The following is a 17,409-nucleotide window of genomic DNA, read 5'->3' as shown; positions in this document are numbered from 1 at the left end:
TGGCCGACGCGCCGTATCCGAAACCCGCTCCCTCGCAAGAGGCGGCGGGTTTTGTTTGGGCAGGCCGGACGCAGAACGGAAGGCATCATGGAATTCATCCGCACACGCATCGAAACCCAGGTCATGAGCATGACCGGTCTGGCCCTCGGGCAACTGGACATGGAAAACCCCAAAGGCGACCCCGGCCTGTTCGGGCCGCAGGCGGTGTGCTGGCAGGTGCATGGCGATTTTCCGAGCATGCTGATCGGCGGCATTTGCGCTCTGATGCTGCAAATGCTTCACCCTCGGGTGCTCGCTGGCGTGTGGGACCATTCGAATTTTCGTGAAGACATGATGGGGCGACTGCGTCGGACCGGGCAGTTCATCTCCGGCACGACATTTGGCTCGACCCATGACGCGACCTGGCTGATCGACAAGGTACGCAACATTCACTCACAAATAAGTGGCATTGCGCTGGACGGCAGCCCTTACAAGGCCGATGACCCGGAATTGCTGACGTGGGTGCACGTGGCGGAAGTCAGTAGTTTCATGGCGGCGCATTTGCGCTATCTGAACCCGGATCTTTCGTCGGCCGATCAGGATCGGTACTACGCAGAAACGGCAAAAATCGCTGAACACCTTGGCGCAGCGAACGTGCCAACCTCGGCGTCACGCATCGCCGATTATTTGCAACGGATGCGCCCACACTTGTCGTGTGATGAACGCACTCATGAGGTGTTGAGGGTGTTGCGCAATGCACCAGCCCCCAGCCGCATGGCCAGGCCGATGGGGCATTTGATGATGCAGGCCGGAATCGAATTGTTGCCGGAGTGGGCCAGCGGGATGTTCGATATCCACATGGGCTCGTTCAAACGCGGCATGATTCGTACGGGCATCAACCGCACGGCGCCCATTCTGCGCTGGGCCGTGCGTAATGCGTCGGTACACCGGGCGCGGCGCAGGATGGGGATTGCCTGAACGCGGCGCTCCTACATTATCCTCATCATTCATGCCACCATATGCCCCCTTGATTCCCGGCACGAGGCCTGTGCTCTCTTCAGCTTTTCATCAGGCCCCGGCATGAAAACCAACAACAGTGAGGATCCGTATCATGCAAGACGTCGTTATCGTTGCCGCCACCCGCACCGCAGTCGGCAGTTTCCAAGGTTCACTGGCAAACATTCCTGCAGTGGATCTGGGCGCGGCGGTGATCCGTCAGTTACTGAAGCAAACCGGCCTGGACCCGGCTCAGGTCGACGAAGTGATCATGGGCCAGGTGCTCACCGCCGGAGCGGGCCAGAACCCTGCGCGTCAGGCGTCGATCAAGGCCGGGCTGCCATTTTCCGTTCCAGCGATGACGCTGAACAAAGTCTGCGGCTCGGGCCTCAAGGCGCTGCATCTGGGCACTCAAGCCATTCGCTGTGGCGACGCCGACGTGATCATTGCAGGCGGTCAGGAAAACATGAGCCTGTCGAATTATGTGATGCCGGGCGCTCGCACCGGTCTGCGCATGGGCCACGCGACGATGGTCGATACCATGATCAGCGACGGTTTGTGGGATGCCTTCAACGACTATCACATGGGCATCACTGCCGAGAACCTCGCGCAGAAGTACGAGATCAGTCGTGAAGAACAGGACGCGTTCGCCGCGTACTCGCATCAGAAAGCTGCTGCAGCGTTCGAGGTCAGGCGTTTCGGGGAAGAAATCACCCCGATCCTGATCCCTCAGCGCAAAGGCGAGCCGATCTCGTTCTCCGCTGATGAACAGACACGGGCGGGCACCACGGTCGAAACGCTGGCCAAGCTCAAACCCGCCTTCAAAAAGGACGGCACCGTCACGGCCGGTAACGCATCGTCGCTCAACGATGGCGCGGCCGCCGTGATTCTGATGAGCGCGAAGAAAGCCCAAGAGCTGGGCCTCCCGGTCCTGGCGCGCATCGCCGCCTACGCCAACGCGGGCGTTGATCCGGCGATCATGGGCATCGGCCCGGTCAGTGCTACCCGCCGTTGCCTGGACAAAGCGGGCTGGTCACTGGACGAACTGGACCTGATCGAAGCCAACGAGGCCTTCGCCGCGCAGTCGCTGTCGGTGGGTAAAGAGCTGGGTTGGGACATGAACAAGGTCAACGTCAACGGCGGCGCCATCGCCATCGGCCACCCGATTGGCGCATCGGGCTGCCGCGTGCTGGTGACCCTGTTGCATGAAATGATCAAACGCGATGCGAAGAAGGGTCTGGCGACCCTGTGCATCGGCGGTGGTCAGGGCGTGGCGCTGGCGTTGGCGCGATAACGCCAATCCAGAAACCGACTCAACACCTGTCAATGATCGTTCCCACGCTCCGCGTGGGAACGCCGCCCCGGACGCTCTGCGTCCCTGCAAATGTGACGCAGAGCGTCACGGGATGCATGCCCACGCAGAGCGTGGGCACGATCAACCATCCACAACATTTACGTGGCTGGTACTCCGCTTTCGTGAGCAAGCTCACTCCCACAGGGTTCCTCATCTGTCTTATTGCCAGCCAAACCGGCGCACATAGAATCCTTTCACCGCCTGAGTCAGCCCCACGTAGGCCAGCAGAATCAGCGGCAGGATAGCGAAGTACAGCGGTGGCAACGCTTGCAGTTTGAAGTAGTGCGCCAGCGGCCCCATCGGCAGAAACACCCCGATCGTCATGATCACCCCGGTCATCACCATCAGCGGCATGGCCGCACGGCTTTGCAGGAACGGGATTTTCGGCGTGCGGATCATGTGCACGATCAGCGTCTGGGTCAGCAACCCCACCACAAACCAGCCTGATTGAAACAGGGTTTGATGTTCAGGCGTGTTGGCACCGAACACGTACCACATCACCGCAAAGGTTGTGATGTCGAAGATCGAACTGATCGGCCCGAAGAACACCATGAAACGCCCCACATCCGCAGGCTGCCAGCGTTGTGGTTTTTTCAGCAATTCCTCATCGACGTTATCGAACGGGATGGCGATCTGCGAAATGTCGTACAGCAGGTTCTGCACCAACAGATGCATCGGCAGCATGGGCAGGAACGGAATGAACGCGCTGGCCACCAGCACCGAGAACACGTTGCCGAAGTTGGAGCTGGCGGTCATCTTGATGTACTTGAGCATGTTGGCGAAGGTCCGGCGACCTTCCAGCACGCCCTCCTCCAGCACCATCAGGCTCTTTTCCAGCAGGATGATGTCGGCCGCTTCCTTGGCGATGTCCACCGCGCTGTCCACGGAAATGCCGATATCGGCAGTGCGCAGCGCAGGCGCGTCGTTGATGCCGTCGCCCATGAAGCCGACTACATGGCCGTTGGCTTTGAGCAGGCGCACGATGCGCTCCTTGTGCGAAGGCGTCAGCTTGGCGAACACGTTGGTGGTTTCCACCGCCACGGCCAGTTCGGCATCGCTCATGCGCTCAACGTCCCCCCCCAGCAACAGGCCCTGACGCTCCAGGCCCACTTCACGGCAGATCTTGGCGGTCACGCGTTCGTTGTCACCGGTCAGCACTTTTACCGCCACGCCGTGTTCGGCCAACGCTTTGAGGGCGGGTGCGGTGCTTTCCTTCGGTGGATCGAGGAAGGCCACATAGCCGATGAGGGTCAGGTCGCTTTCATCGGCCAAGCCATAAGCGTCACGCCCGGCGTCCATTGAACGCGCAGCAACGGCCACAACGCGCAGCCCTTCTTCGTTGAAGCCCGCCGTCACCTGCACAATGCGCTCCAGCAGTTCCGGGGTCAGCGATTCTTCCTCTTCGCCATGACGTACGCGATTGCACACGCCCAACACCTCTTCCAGAGCACCTTTGCAGATCAGCAGATGAGGCTGACCGTGCTCCTGCACGACCACCGACATGCGCCGACGGTTGAAATCGAACGGCACTTCGTCGACCTTGCTGAACGCAGTCCCCACTTGCAGCTCGCGATGGATTTCCACGTGCTCCAGCACAGCAACGTCCAGCAGGTTTTTCAGCCCGGTCTGGTAATAGCTGTTGAGGTAAGCCATTTCCAGCACGTCGTCGGACTCATCCCCCCACACATCGACATGGCGCGCCAGGAAGATTTTGTCTTGGGTCAGCGTCCCGGTTTTATCGGTGCACAGCACGTCCATGGCGCCGAAGTTCTGAATCGCATCCAGACGTTTGACGATGACTTTCTTGCGCGACAGAAACACCGCGCCCTTGGCCAGCGTCGAGGTGACGATCATCGGCAGCATTTCCGGGGTCAGGCCCACGGCAATGGACAACGCGAACAGCAGCGCTTCCATCCAGTCGCCCTTGGTGAAGCCATTGATGAACAGCACCAGCGGCGCCATGACGAACATGAAGCGGATCAGCAGCCAACTGACTTTGTTGACCCCGGCCTGAAACGAGGTGGGCGCACGATCCGTGGCGCTGACGCGTTGGGCCAGGGCGCCGAAATAGGTGTTGTTACCGGTGGTGAGAACCACGCCGGTCGCGGCCCCCGATACCACGTTGGTGCCCATGAACAGGATGTTTTCCAGATCCAGCGGGTTGCCGGTATCGACCTCCTGGCGCCGGGCGAATTTCTCGACGGGCAAGGATTCGCCGGTCATCGCGGCCTGGCTGACGAACAGGTCCTTGGCGCTGAGCACGCGGCAGTCAGCAGGAATCATGTCGCCCGCCGAGAGCACGATCAGGTCGCCCGGCACCAATTGTTTGATCGGCAGTTCGATGCGCTGCGCTTTGCCGTCTTCACGACGCAGCACGGTCGCGGTGTTGCTGACCATCGCCTTGAGTGCGTCGGCGGCCTGATTGGAGCGGGCTTCCTGCCAGAAGCGCAGCAAGGTCGAGAGCACCACCATGGAGAAGATCACGGTCGCGGCTTTCATGTCCTCGGTCAGCCACGAGATGAGGGCCAGCAACGTCAGCAGCAGATTGAACGGGTTTTTGTAGCAGTGCCACAGGTGCACCCACCAAGGCAGCGGCTGTTCGTGCTCAACTTCATTGAGGCCGTGTTGTTGACGCAGCGCGAGGGCTTCGTCTTCGCTCAGGCCGTCGAGGTTGCTGCCTAGGCGCGAGAGCAATTCAGGCACTTTACCGCTGGCACCAAGGGTGAGGGTTTGCGCCAGAGTGGGCGGTACTTCGCGGCTGACAGTGGCGTCGGTCATGCTGTCGAGCATGGCCAGCCGACGGAAATGCCGGGCGAAGTGACGGGTCCGCAGAAAACCTGCGAAGAACTCTTTCAGGAGGGCGAATTTCATCATGGTGTCCCCTGGACTGAAGGGTTACTGCTCATGGAGATTCAGGGGTACAGCCGAGCGCGCGGTGTGCCGTTCGCAAGGAAACAGCGCACAACGGACCACCCGCACGACCGTAAAAAGCCGTACGTGGGGCAAGCGTCAGGGAAAGGACAGGAAAGGGTTCGCCTGCCGTTTCTCGCATGTGTCAGCGAGATAACGGCAGTGAAAAGACTGCGCGTTATCTTGCCGAGGATTGGCCGGTCATCGAAACCGGCTGACGTCTGTCACTCGAACAAGTACCCACTGTGGGTCTCCGCATTGGTTGAAAACGGGCGAAGAATACGCCCGGCTTTTATGAGAGTAAACCGCCATCATGAGCCCTGCCGAGACTATTGCGTGAGGGTTCAGGGAAGGTTCAGGAAGGGCGTTTCCTACAGACCGCACCGATATCCTCGGTGGACGCCGTCCACCGCAACATCCTGCCGGCCTTGCTGCTAGAATGCCGCGCTTCACTCCTGCCCCAAGGCGCCGCGCATGTCTTCCTTGAATCAGGCGCTCAGCGTCGCCCTCGATAATCGCCAATCCCTGCTCGCAGAGCTGCACGCGCAAGGCACCGATTGCTATCGTCTGTTCCATGGCAGCCAGGAAGGCGCAGGCGGCTTGACCATCGACCGTTATGGCCCGCAATTGCTGGTGCAAAGCTTCCACCGTACGCTGGACCGCGACTCGCTACTGGCCGCGCACGCCGCGATCAATGCTCGATTGGGGCTGGAACTGATGCTGGTCTACAACGACCGCTCTCAGGGCAATTCGCGGATCGATCGCGCAGATCCCGTCTACAAAGCCGACGGTGCTGCGCTGGAAGACCTGATCGGCCACGAGTGGGGCCTCAAGTACCGTGTGCGCGGGCGGCATGCCGGGCAGGACCCGCTGCTGTTTCTCGACCTGCGCAATGCCCGCGGCTGGGTGAAAGACCACGCCAAGGGCAAGCACGTACTCAATCTGTTCGCCTACACCTGTGGCGTGGGGCTGAGCGCCGCAGCCGGTGGTGCGCGAGAGGTGTGCAATCTGGATTTCGCCGAAGGCAACCTCGCCGTCGGCCGGGAGAACGGCAAGCTGAACCCGCAACTGCCCGAGATGCAGTTCATTCAGTCCGACTACTTCCCGGCGATTCGCCAACTGGCGGGCCTGCCGATTGCGTCCCGTCGCGGCCAAAAGCTTCCGAGCTATGTACGCCTCGAACAGCGCCAGTTCGATCTGGTGCTGCTGGACCCACCCGCTTGGGCAAAGAGCGCATTCGGGACAGTCGATTTGCTGCGCGACTACCAAAGCCTGCTCAAGCCCGCATTGCTGACCACTGCCGAGAATGGCATGTTGATCTGCTGCAACAATCTGGCAAAGGTCAGCATGGATGATTGGCGCGATCAGGTGCTGCGTTGTGCCACCAAAATCGGCCGTCCGGTGCGCGAGTGGCAAGCGCTCCCCCCTGCCGCCGACTTTCCGTCACTGGATCAACAGCCTCCACTCAAAACCTTGATCTTGCAGCTTTGATCGGGGGTTGATCGCGCGGATTTTTCCCACAAGCAGTGAGGCAATCGACTTCGGAACCAGATTGGCGTGCCATACTCAAAGGCACCTCATATCGAGAGAGAGTTGGCGACCCTTATGCCCAAAGGATTGAAACGCGCCATCGGCGCCTTGTTGGCCGCCTTCGCCCTTTACAGCATGTTGGGGTTCTTCATTCTGCCCGGCATCGCGCTGCGCGTGATCAACCAGCAACTGGCGAATTACGCGACGGTTCCCGCCACGTTGAACCGACTGGAACTCAACCCCTACACGCTTGAAGTCACGCTGTGGGGCCTGAAAATTGGCGCACCGGGCAAAGAACAGATTGCCTTCGAAAAGCTGTACGCCAACCTGCAGATCGACAGCCTGTGGACCAAGGCCCTGCACCTGGCCGCCGTCAAGCTCGACAAACCCAAGACCGAACTGCTGTTCGCCAAAGACGGCACCCTCAATCTGGCCGGACTGTTCAAGCTGCCACCGAGTGAGCCTGCCAAGCCCGACGAGCCACCGAGCAAACCCTTCCCGCTGCGTATCGATGAAATAAAGCTCGCTGACGGTTATGTCCACTTCGAAGACCTGCGCCCCAGCGAACCCATCGAATTTCTCTACGACGCCCTGAATTTCGAGCTGAAAAACCTCAGCACCCTGCCTGAAGACAACGCGGACATGACGCTGGTCGCCGCCGGTCCCGATGGTGGGCAGATCGACTGGGTGGGCCGCGTGAGCCTCGTTCCCATCGCCTCGGAAGGCACGCTGAAAGTCACCGATGGCAAGATGAAGCTGTGGTGGCCCTATGTGCGCGATGCTCTGCCGCTGGTACTCAAAGACGGCGTACTTAGCCTCGACACTCACTACACACTCAACCTGGCCAAAGAAACCGAACTGCGGCTGGACAACACCTCCATCAAAGTCTCGCCATTCGCCATGGACGCCCCGGACGGGCGGCCACTGGTGCGCCTGAAAAACCTGGAAGTCAGCGAGACGTCGGTGGATCTGGCCAAGCAGTTAGTCACCGTGGGCAAGATCCGCAGTCAGGGTCTGGAGACCTGGGCCGCACGGGAAAGCGATGGTCAGCTCGACTGGCAGAAGCTGTTCGCCAGCCAGCCTGCGAAGTCGGAGCAGAAGAAAGCCGAAGCCGAGAAGCATCAACCCGCGACCGCTTCGGGCGCCGAAACCACAGCCAGTAAAGACACGGCGCCAAGCAAGCCGTGGCAAGTGCTGCTGCGCGACACACAACTGCGGGACTATCGCGTGCACTTGGCCGACAAAGTGCCCAAAGAGCCTGTCGCGCTGGAGGTCGGCCCGCTCAATCTGGACCTGAACAATTTTGACAGCCTCAATCAATCGCCTTTCACCCTCAAACTCGACACCGGGCTGGGCAAACAAGGCAAGCTGACCGCCGAGGGCGAAGTCAATCTGGCGCCGGTACGCGCCAAACTCAATGTCACCACCCGCGACATCGACCTGCGTGTGGCGCAATCCTATGTCACGCCGTTCATTCGGCTGGAAGTGCGCAGCGGCATGCTGAACACTGATCTGGCGGTCGACTTGAAGAGCACCGAGCCGCTGGCGCTGGGCATTACCGGCAAGGCCCAGGTCGATCAACTGCACACACTGGACACCCTCAAATCCCGGGACTTCGTGAAATGGCAAAGACTGAACGTCGATGGCCTGAACTTCCAGCTGGGCGACAGCCTGAGCATCGCGACCATCAATATCGAACAGCCGTATGCGCGCTTCGTGATCGCCGATGACCGGACTACCAACATTGATGACCTGCTGATTCCGCAGCCTGCCGACACGCCCAAAGCCGCGCCGCAGCCCGCAGCTCAAGCAAAGGCCGCGTCCGCTGACAAACCGATGGGCATTCACATCGGTGAGGTGAACATCAACAATGGCTCGGCCAACTTCGCCGACTTTAGCCTCACGCCGAATTTCGCGACGGCCATCCAGCAGTTGAACGGTACGATCGGCACGCTGGATAACCGTCAGGACAAGCCTGCGCCGGTGGACATCAAAGGCAAGGTCGACCGCTATGCGCCGGTCACGATCAAAGGCGCACTCAACCCCTTCAATCCGCTGGCCAGCCTTGATATTGCGACCAGCTTCAAACGCGTCGAGCTGACCACGCTGACGCCCTACTCCGGAAAATTCGCCGGGTATCGCATTCGCAAGGGGCGGTTGAATCTGGACCTGCATTACCTGATCACCAAAGGCCAGCTCAAGGCCGAGAACAAGGTGGTGGTCGAGCAACTGCAATTGGGTGAAAAGGTCGACAGCCCGGATGCGGTGAACCTGCCGCTGAAACTGGCGATTGCGCTGCTCAAGGATGTGGACGGCAAGATTTCCATCGAACTGCCGGTTTCCGGGGATTTGAACAACCCTCAGTTCAGCGTGATGCCGATCGTCTGGCAGACGCTGCGCAATCTGGTGGTGAAGGCGGCGGCGGCGCCGTTCAAGTTCATTGGCGGACTGATCAGCGGAGGCGGTGCGGAAGACCTGGGCACTGTGGCCTTCGCACCAGGCTCGGACGAATTGAGTGGCGACGCGCAAGCTTCTCTCGACAAACTGGCCGCCGCGCTGAAAGAACGCCCCGCCCTGCGTCTGGAAATCGAAGGCACCAGCGCCGAGGCCAGCGATGGCCCCCTGATCGCCCAGCAACGGCTGGAGCGTGAATACCAGAGCACGTACTACAAAATTCTTCAGCGGCGTGGCGACAAAGTCCCCGCCCAGGCCAGTGACCTGAAAGTGCCGGACGACGAGAAAGCACCGATGCTCGAAGGCATCTATCGCACCCGCCTGAAACAGCAGCCACCTGCTGAATGGGTCGATCTGGGTAAGGAAGAGCGGCAGAACAAGCTGCGCGAGGCCGTGCTCAAGTCGTGGAGTTCCAGCGCTTTGCTGTTGCGTCAGTTAGGCCAGGCGCGGGCAGGCAGTATCAAGGACTATCTCGTGGACAAGGGACAACTGGCCGATGATCGGGTCTATTTCGTTGACGCGTCCCTCGGTCAGCCGGAAAAAGACGGACGCGTCATCAGCCCCCTGCATCTGGACAGTGAGTAACGAACGTTGAAGAGTGTGTTAATCGTGGCCTTGGTGGCGCTCGGCCTGACGGCATTGAGCCTTACCGCTCAGGCGGATACGTTGCGCTGCGGCAGCCAATTGATCAGCGCTGGCGACAGGATGTTCGAAGTGCAACAGAAGTGCGGTCAGCCCATCAGTCAGGACATTGTGGGGTACAAGGAAACGGTCAACCACTTCCGTCAGGTCGATCAGGTGCAGGTGCAGGAATGGATCTACGGCCCGAATAACGGGATGTATCAGTACCTGCGTTTCGAAGGTGGGCGGTTGGTGCGGATTGATAGTCGGCGGGGTCGGTAAACCTGGCGTGGCATCAGCACCAACCCTGTGGGAGCGAATTCATTCGCGAAATGATGGATAAGGCAACAGAGATGTGTTGATCGAACTACCCCATCGCGAATGAATTCGCTCCCACAGATGATTGCGTTGTAAGGCGCAATCTATCCCGTCAAATCCTGAACTGCTTCACCAACCCACCCAACCGATCACCTAAGTCTGTCAGGCTGCGCGCCGTATAAGCACCGGCCTGAGCATCGTCGGCCACGGTGTCCACGGCTTGGGCGATCTGAGTCATGCTGCGGCTGATCTCTTCGGCGACGGCAGTCTGCTCTTCCGAAGCGCTGGCGATCTGCGCGTTCATGTCGTTGATGGTCTCGATCAACTGCCCGATGGCATCCACTGACGCCCCGGCCTCGTTGGCCAACTCGCCCGTGGTTTTGCCGGTGTCGCTTGAGCGGCTCATCGCCACGACCGCGTCTTGCGCACCGCGCTGCAGCGAGGTAATCATGTCGTGGATTTCCTGTGTGCTCTGCTGCGTTCGGCTGGCCAAACCCCGCACTTCATCGGCCACCACCGCAAAGCCGCGACCGGCATCCCCTGCTCGCGCCGCTTCAATGGCCGCGTTAAGGGCCAGCAGGTTGGTCTGCTCGGCCACGGAGCGGATCACGTCAACCACCGAAGCAATCGAGTGCACGTTCTGACGCAGGGTGTCCAGCGACGAGCTGCTCTCACCAATCTCACCGATCAACGCACGAATGCTCTCGATGCTCTTGTTCACCACGCTCCTCGCGTCATGCCCGACGTCGCTGGTCTTGCGCGCGGCCTGAGAGGCGCCTTGCGCGCTGATCGACACCTGATGCGCCGCCGAAGACATTTCGTGAATGGCTGTCGCGACCTGATCAGTCTCCTGACGCTGACGACCCATGGCTTCTTCGGAGCGTTGTGCCTGGGACGACATGTCATTGACCAGGCCGTTGAGCTGGCCGGTCATCTCCGCGATCTGCCGCACCAGTCCATGGATTTTTTCGACGAACTGGTTGAACGACCGAGACAGCGCACCTAACTCGTCATTGCCTGTCTCTGGCAGACGTCGGGTCAAGTCGCCGTCACCTGCGGCAATGTCATCCAGATTCTGCTTGATCACCATCACCGGTTTGACCAGCCCGTTGCCCAGGAACAGGCCAATCACGGCAACGATCAGCAGCAATACCGCAACGACGGCGACGATCAGCGCTGCCGACGAGCCGATGCGGCTCTGGATCGCCGCCTCGATGGCTGCAATTTGTTGATCGATGTCATCGAGGTTGGCCTGCGTGCCGAACGCCAAGTCCCATTTTTGCAGGTAGTTGGTGTAACCCAGTTTCGGAACCGGCTTGTCGCTGCCGGGCGTGGTCCAGTCGTAGCGGAAGAAATGGGTGCCGTCTTTGGCTTTGTCGACCAGGCCGCGGATCACGTAAACGCCGTTGGCGTCCTTGGCATCGGAGAAGTTCTTGCCGATGTCCACGTCCTTATCAGACCAGAACACCCGCACGTACTGCGAGTTGTAGCCGAAGAAGTAGGCAGCCTTGTCGTATTGCAAGCCCTTGAGAACTTTGAGCGCACGGTCGCGGGCTTCCATATCGCCAGGCGCCGAGGCGTCGTAGATCGGTTTGATCGCGGCTTCGCCAATCTGTTGGTAGTTCTTCAGAGACAGTTTGCGTTCTTCGAGCAGCAACGCACGGGTCTGCTCGACCTCCTGAGTGGCCAGTTTTTGCAGCACGACCCAGGTGATACAGCTAATGACGGCGGCCAGTATCAGGCTGGGAATAATGGCAAGGAGAATGACCTTGCGGCGCAGGTTTAACGTCACGACGAATTCCTTGTATGCAGGACATATCATCTTTACTGATGAAAAATGACCGGAAGCTCTTGTGGTGAGTGGTGGCGTGAACGGCGGTTGCAGCTAATCGTATCGCTGATCCTGAGCGGATCTTTAGGATCCAGGCGCGATAAATTACAACCGAAATATGTCACAAGGCTACTATGATCGATCGATGTGATGGGGCCGAGAGGAGTATCGATTTTGTCGATGGTTTAGCGGAATGAAATGTAGAGACGAGTAGTGCGTAGTACGTCATTCGCGATTGGCCAGTACAGTCGATAGAGATGTATCGAATGTCCCACCGAATCGCGAATGAATTCGCTCCCACAAGGGGGAGGCGTAGGTTCTATTAGCGTTCGTGAAGCGCTTCGGCGCGTGCCTTCAGTACAGGTTTGAGCAGGTAGCTGAGAATGCTCTTCTTGCCGGTGATGATGTCCACCGACGCAACCATCCCCGGAATGATCAACAGCGGATGGTCATCGGTGCCGAGGTGGCTGCGCTCGGTGCGCAGTTTGATGACGTAGAAGGTTTCCTTCTTCTGCTCGTCCTGCACGGTGTCGGCGCCGATCTGTTCCAGCTTGCCTTTGAGGCCACCGTAAATGGTGTAGTCATAGGCCGTGAATTTGATCATCGCTTCCTGGCCCGGATGCAGGAACGCAATGTCTTGCGGACGAATGCGCGCCTCGACCAGCAAGGTGTCATTCAGCGGCACGATTTCGGCGATGTCGCTGCCCGGCTGGATAACGCCGCCGACGGTGTTGACCAGCATCTGCTTGACGATACCGCGCACAGGAGAGGTGACCATGGTGCGGTTGACCCGGTCTTCCAGCCCCTTGGCCGTAGACTGCGCCTTGGCCAGATTGGTACGGGCCTCGTTCAATTGCGTCAGGGCGTCGCTGCGGAATTTGCCACGGGTCTCGTCGATCTTGCGCTGCACTTCGGCAATCGCCGCCTGCGCACGAGGAATCGCCAAGGTGGTGCCGTCGAGCTGGCCGCGGGTTTCCACTTCCGACCGTTTCAACCGCAGGATGTCCACGGGGGACACCGCGCCCTGTGCAACCAGTGGCTCGGACATGCCGATCTCCTGGCGCAACAGGTTCAGGCTGTTGCGGTACTGCTCCTGCTTGGAGCCGAACTCGCGCAATTCCTGCTGACGCTGAATCAGTTGCTGTTGCAGCCCGCCAACTTCATCAACCAGTTGCTGACGACGGCTCTGGTACAGAGACTCTTCGTTCGCAGCCTGTTTGGGCGCCGACTTGCGCGCATCAGCGCTGATGTTCAACGGACGGTCATCGACCTCGGCACTCAGACGCTCGACGCGCAACTCCATGGCCACGCGGTCGGCCTCCGTCTCACCGACGTTGGACGCGAAACGAGTGTCGTCCAGCCGAATCAGCGGTGCACCGGCTTCAACGATCTCACCGTCGCGCGCGTAAATCTGCGCGACGATACCGCCCTCAAGGTTCTGGATTTTCTGAATCTTGGTCGAGGGAATCGCCTTGCCTTCGCCTTTGGTCACTTCGTCGATGACCGCGAAGTTGGCCCACAGCACCAGAAACACGAAGAACAGAATGACGCCCCAGATGGTGTACCGCACGATACGCGGCACGTCATCGAGGAAAGCCTTCTTCACTTCAGGCATCGGCTGCCCTTCAAGGGAAGGGGTGCCTTTGAAATAGCCGAACAACCCGCCGGAGTCTTGACCCGATTTAAGCAACACTGATCTGCCCCTTCTTCAATGCTTCCATCACGGCCGCTTTCGGACCATCGGCAAGGATCTGGCCACGGTCGATCACCAGCAGGCGATCGACCAGAGAGAGCAGCGAGGCTCGGTGGGTCACAAGAATCACGGTTTTCTTCTCGATGACGGCTTGCAGGCGCTGCTTCAGGCGCTCCTCGCCGGTGTTGTCCATGGCGCTGGTGGGTTCGTCCAGCAGCAGAATCGGTGGATTGAGCAACAACGCACGGGCGAGCGCCACGTTCTGCCGCTGGCCACCGGACAGGTTCTGTCCACGCTCACCGACTTGCAGTTCATAACCTTGCGGGTGCAGACGGGCGAATTCGTGCACGCCTGCCAGCTCCGCAGCTTGAAGAACCATTTCATCGTCGACATAACGCGCGCCGCTGACCAGGTTGTCACGCAGCGAACCGGCCAGCAGTTGAATGTCCTGAGCGACATAGCCGATGTTGTGCCGCAGCTCGCTGACGTCGATCTGGCGAATGTCCACGCCGTCAACCAACAACGAGCCTTCGTCCGGTTGATAAAGACCAACCAGCAGTTTGGCCAGAGAGCTCTTGCCCGAACCGCTTCGACCGATGATGCCGATCTTCTCGCCCGGACGAACCACCAGGTTGATGTTCTTCAGCGCCAGGGTCTGTTGATTCGGGTAGGTGAACTCGACGTTGCGGAACTCCATCGCACCTTGCAGCACCTGACGGCTCATCGGACGCTCTTCGAAGTTGCGCTCTTGCGGCAACTCCATCATCTGGTCCACTGACACCATCGTCACTTTGGCCTGCTGGTAACGGGTCAGCAAACCGGACAATTGCGCCAGTGGGCCAAGGGCGCGGCCGCTCAACATGTAGCAAGCCACAAGACCACCCATGCTCAGATTGCCGTCGATGATCATGTACACGCCGAAGCAGATCATCGCCACACCCGCCAGTTGCTGGATCAGCAACGTGATGTTCATGGCCATCCCCGACAGAATCTTGACCCGCAGTTCGAGGCGGCTCAGGGTGCCGATGGTGTGCTCCCAGTGATACTGACGCTCACTTTCGGCGTTGTTGACCTTGACCGCGTCCAGCCCCGACAGCGTTTCGATCAGGCTCGACTGACGTTCGGCCCCCAGAGCCATGGTGCGCTCGAGGGTGGCGGTGAGCGGCTTTTGCAAAAGATGACCAATGCCCAGCGCCAGTGGGAAGGCAATGATCGGAATCCACACCAGATGCCCGCCCAGCAGCGCGATCACCAACAGGATGATGAGGGTGAACGGCAGGTCGATCAGGCTGGTCAGGGTCAGCGACGTCAGAAAGTCGCGCATGCCCTGAAATTCATGGATGTTCTGCGCGTAGCTGCCGACGCGGGCGGGACGAAACTTCATCGCCATGCCCACGATGCGTTCGAACAGCGTCGCGGAGATGATCAGATCGGTCTTTTTACCGGCCAGGTCCAGGCACAGGCTGCGCAGCCCTTTGAGCACCAGATCGAACAGATAGGCACCGACAATACCAGCGGCCAGCACCCACAGGGTGGAAGTCGCCTGATTGGGTACCACCCGGTCGTACACGTTCATGACGAACAAGGGCGCCGCAATCGCGATCAGGTTGATGACGAAGCTGGCAGCAATCGCGTCGGCGTACAACCAACGCGACAGCTTGAGGGTGTCTTTGAACCAGGAGCGTGCTCGCGGGATGATTGAGCCTCTGGTTGCGTCAAATTTATGTTGCGGTTGGGCGAAGAACACCTTGCCGCTGTAATCCTTGGCCAGCGCCTCGCGCTCGACCTGCACTTCACCGCCGTCGCTTTCGCTGATCAGCAGTCTCGCCACATCATCGTTCCAGCCCAGCAATACGGCGCAGCGGTTGTCTTTCAACAACAGCATGGCCGGGAGCGCGATGGCGGGAATCTGGTCCAGCTTGCGCACCAGCAAACGCCCCTGCAAACCGGCCCGAGCCGCCGCACGAGGCAGCAGGTCGGCGGACAGGCGCTGATCGGGCAACGGCAGGCCGGTGCTCAACATCGCCCGGCTCGCCGGTTTGTGATGCAGGGCGCAGAGTGTCAGCAAACCGTCCAGTAACGGGTCGTCATGCTGGCTGCGGGGATCATGACCTAGTTGAACAGAAGGTAATTCCAAATCCACGCTGACACTCTCTTTCTTTAGCAATTAAAAGAAGCTGGCTCCTGACAGGATGCGTCAAGGATCAGTTCATACCCGGCAGTTTGACCGACGGCTTTATATCATTCTGCACAACCGATGCCAGCGGAGCCACGACGCCCTGACTTTTCAGCAAGGTGCCGATGTCGGCCTGAATGCGGTACTGGGTGTAGGTTTTCAGGCTTTGCAGTTGCACCAGACGCTGTTGCGCGGTGAACAGTTCGTTCTCGCTGTCGAGAAGGTCGAGCAGCGTACGCTCTCCGAGGCTGAATTGCTGCTGATACGACGTACGGACGCTGGTGGCCCGATCAACGTACTGCTGCGCGATCGGCACTTGTTGCGATGCGTTGTTGTAGGCGTTCCAGGCCAGACCCAGTTCTTCGTTCAGTTGACGCAGGGCGTTGTTGCGGATGTCCAGGGCCTGAGAAGCCAGGTAAGACTTGGAGGTCAGGTCGGCCTTGTTGCTGCCACCGGCATACAGGTTGAACTGCATGCGCACCATGGCTTCCCAGCCGTTGTTGTGACCTTCGTCGCCACCGACGTTGTTGTCGGCATTGCGGCCCAGATCCAGATCGAAACGCGGCGAGAAGGTCGACTTGGCGGCGGCGTACTGTTTCTCGGCGGCGGCAATGTCAGCCTCGGCCGAACGCAGCACCGGGCTGTTGTCGAGCATTTGCTGACGGGCTTCCTGCAGATCGGCCGGCATCAGCGCGAACGGCGCAGGCTTTTCCAGTTGGTCCGGCAGTTGGCCAATGGCGCTCAGGTAGTTGGTCTGAGCATCGGCGAGATTGGTCTGTTCGGTGATCAGGTTGTTCTGCGCCTGAGCCAGACGGGCATCGGCCTGATCCATGTCAGCCATGCGACCTACACCACGGCTCGTGCGCAACTTGATCTGGTCATAGATACGTTCGTGACTTTTAAGGTTTTCTTCAGCGAGACGAACCATTTCACGCTGCGTCAGAACATCGATATAAACCTGAGCAACTGTCAGCGCAGTGCGCTCGGAAGTATTCAACAAAGAGTACGCCCGAGAATTGGCGGTGGCTTGTTGACGCCCAACTTCGTTACTTGTAGCAAAACCATCAAACAACATCTGGCGCAGGCGAATGGCGGACTCGCCACGGTTCAGTGTCTGCCAGTGGTTGTCATTGCCCTGAGCACGGGTGGTTGGCGTATCGGAACCCGCACGACCATACCCCGCCGTAATGTCGACACGTGGCAGATAGCCGCCCTTCGCCGCACGGACGGCGTAGTCCTGCGCAATGCGGGCGTTGACGCCTGCCTGAACCTCGGGATGCACTTCCATGGCCTTCTGCATGGCTTCTGGCAAGGTTTGTGCCTGCACGAAGCCAGCCGAGAGGATGAACGGTACAGCGGTGAGAATTTGCTTACGCATGTTGGTGACTTCCCGAGAACGTACTTGTTCAAAAACGCAGCATTCACTGCTGCACTGCAAAGAGAGACTTGTGTAAGAGATCGGCGGCGTCAGGCTGTTCTGAAGGGTCTCTGGGAGCGAACAACAGAAATACGCGATCTCAGAAAATATCAATGTGACATTACGGACG

The 17,409-nt window shown here is 59.5% G+C and carries 10 protein-coding genes; 5 read left to right on the top strand and 5 right to left on the bottom strand.

Annotation, left to right across the window (positions count from 1 at the left end; genetic code table 11):
- Positions 1 to 87 precede the first annotated feature (87 nt).
- Both ACI5GA_RS19655 and ACI5GA_RS19650 read left to right on the top strand, forming a co-directional pair.
- Positions 88 to 957 carry an oxygenase MpaB family protein gene (locus ACI5GA_RS19655; protein WP_404640439.1) on the top strand — a complete coding sequence of 290 codons (870 nt, stop codon included), beginning with the start codon at positions 88 to 90 and terminating at the stop codon, positions 955 to 957.
- Between the two features lie 133 nt (positions 958 to 1,090).
- A complete protein-coding gene (locus ACI5GA_RS19650) occupies positions 1,091 to 2,269 on the top strand; it encodes an acetyl-CoA C-acetyltransferase (RefSeq protein ID WP_421423891.1) in 1,179 nt (392 codons plus the stop codon).
- 219 nt (positions 2,270 to 2,488) lie between these two features.
- Here the strand turns inward: ACI5GA_RS19650 and mgtA are convergent, their stop codons facing one another.
- Entirely contained in the window at positions 2,489 to 5,200 is a 2,712-nt protein-coding gene (gene mgtA, locus ACI5GA_RS19645) for a magnesium-translocating P-type ATPase (RefSeq protein WP_421423890.1), read from the bottom strand.
- A 513-nt stretch (positions 5,201 to 5,713) separates the two neighbouring features.
- Here mgtA and ACI5GA_RS19640 point away from each other — a divergent pair.
- The 3 genes from ACI5GA_RS19640 to ACI5GA_RS19630 all read left to right on the top strand — a co-directional run bounded on the left by ACI5GA_RS19640 (position 5,714) and on the right by ACI5GA_RS19630 (position 10,126).
- Positions 5,714 to 6,730: a class I SAM-dependent rRNA methyltransferase gene (locus tag ACI5GA_RS19640; protein ID WP_421423889.1), complete on the top strand. Its 1,017-nt coding sequence runs from the start codon at positions 5,714 to 5,716 to the stop codon at positions 6,728 to 6,730.
- A 114-nt stretch (positions 6,731 to 6,844) separates the two neighbouring features.
- Positions 6,845 to 9,808: a DUF748 domain-containing protein gene (locus ACI5GA_RS19635; RefSeq protein WP_421423888.1), complete on the top strand. Its 2,964-nt coding sequence runs from the start codon at positions 6,845 to 6,847 to the stop codon at positions 9,806 to 9,808.
- Positions 9,809 to 9,823: 15 nt separating this feature from the next.
- Complete coding sequence (locus ACI5GA_RS19630; protein WP_404636564.1) at positions 9,824 to 10,126, top strand: DUF2845 domain-containing protein; 303 nt, start codon at positions 9,824 to 9,826, stop codon at positions 10,124 to 10,126.
- A 148-nt stretch (positions 10,127 to 10,274) separates the two neighbouring features.
- Here ACI5GA_RS19630 and ACI5GA_RS19625 read toward each other — a convergent pair whose 3' ends face one another.
- From ACI5GA_RS19625 to ACI5GA_RS19610, 4 genes are all read right to left on the bottom strand, one after another.
- Positions 10,275 to 11,954: a methyl-accepting chemotaxis protein gene (locus ACI5GA_RS19625; RefSeq protein WP_421423887.1), complete on the bottom strand. Its 1,680-nt coding sequence runs from the start codon at positions 11,952 to 11,954 to the stop codon at positions 10,275 to 10,277.
- A gap of 361 nt (positions 11,955 to 12,315) precedes the next feature.
- The gene (locus ACI5GA_RS19620) at positions 12,316 to 13,686 is read right to left on the bottom strand and encodes an HlyD family type I secretion periplasmic adaptor subunit (protein ID WP_421423886.1); all 1,371 of its coding nucleotides are present in this window, start codon (positions 13,684 to 13,686) and stop codon (positions 12,316 to 12,318) included.
- Positions 13,676 to 15,829: a type I secretion system permease/ATPase gene (locus ACI5GA_RS19615; RefSeq protein ID WP_404636537.1), complete on the bottom strand. Its 2,154-nt coding sequence runs from the start codon at positions 15,827 to 15,829 to the stop codon at positions 13,676 to 13,678. Before ACI5GA_RS19615 ends, ACI5GA_RS19620 begins: the two co-directional genes overlap by 11 nt.
- Before the next feature lie 61 nt (positions 15,830 to 15,890).
- Entirely contained in the window at positions 15,891 to 17,240 is a 1,350-nt protein-coding gene (locus ACI5GA_RS19610; protein ID WP_404636536.1) for a TolC family outer membrane protein, read from the bottom strand.
- Positions 17,241 to 17,409: the final 169 nt, after the last annotated feature.

The organism is Pseudomonas sp. Pseu.R1, assembly GCF_045764065.1.
Taxonomy (GTDB): Bacteria; Pseudomonadota; Gammaproteobacteria; order Pseudomonadales; family Pseudomonadaceae; genus Aquipseudomonas.
The sequence above is the reverse complement of the archived record's forward strand: the minus strand, read 5'-3'. Positions and strand labels throughout refer to the sequence as shown.

Bases quoted from the DNA above. Each gene is read 5' to 3' on its own strand.
- ACI5GA_RS19655 (WP_404640439.1), top strand. From the start codon at position 88: ATGGAATTCATCCGCACACGCATCGAAACCCAGGTCATGAGCATGACC.
- ACI5GA_RS19650 (WP_421423891.1), top strand. From the start codon at position 1,091: ATGCAAGACGTCGTTATCGTTGCCGCCACCCGCACCGCAGTCGGCAGT.
- mgtA (WP_421423890.1), bottom strand. From the start codon at position 5,200: ATGAAATTCGCCCTCCTGAAAGAGTTCTTCGCAGGTTTTCTGCGGACC.
- ACI5GA_RS19640 (WP_421423889.1), top strand. From the start codon at position 5,714: ATGTCTTCCTTGAATCAGGCGCTCAGCGTCGCCCTCGATAATCGCCAA.
- ACI5GA_RS19635 (WP_421423888.1), top strand. From the start codon at position 6,845: ATGCCCAAAGGATTGAAACGCGCCATCGGCGCCTTGTTGGCCGCCTTC.
- ACI5GA_RS19610 (WP_404636536.1), bottom strand. From the start codon at position 17,240: ATGCGTAAGCAAATTCTCACCGCTGTACCGTTCATCCTCTCGGCTGGC.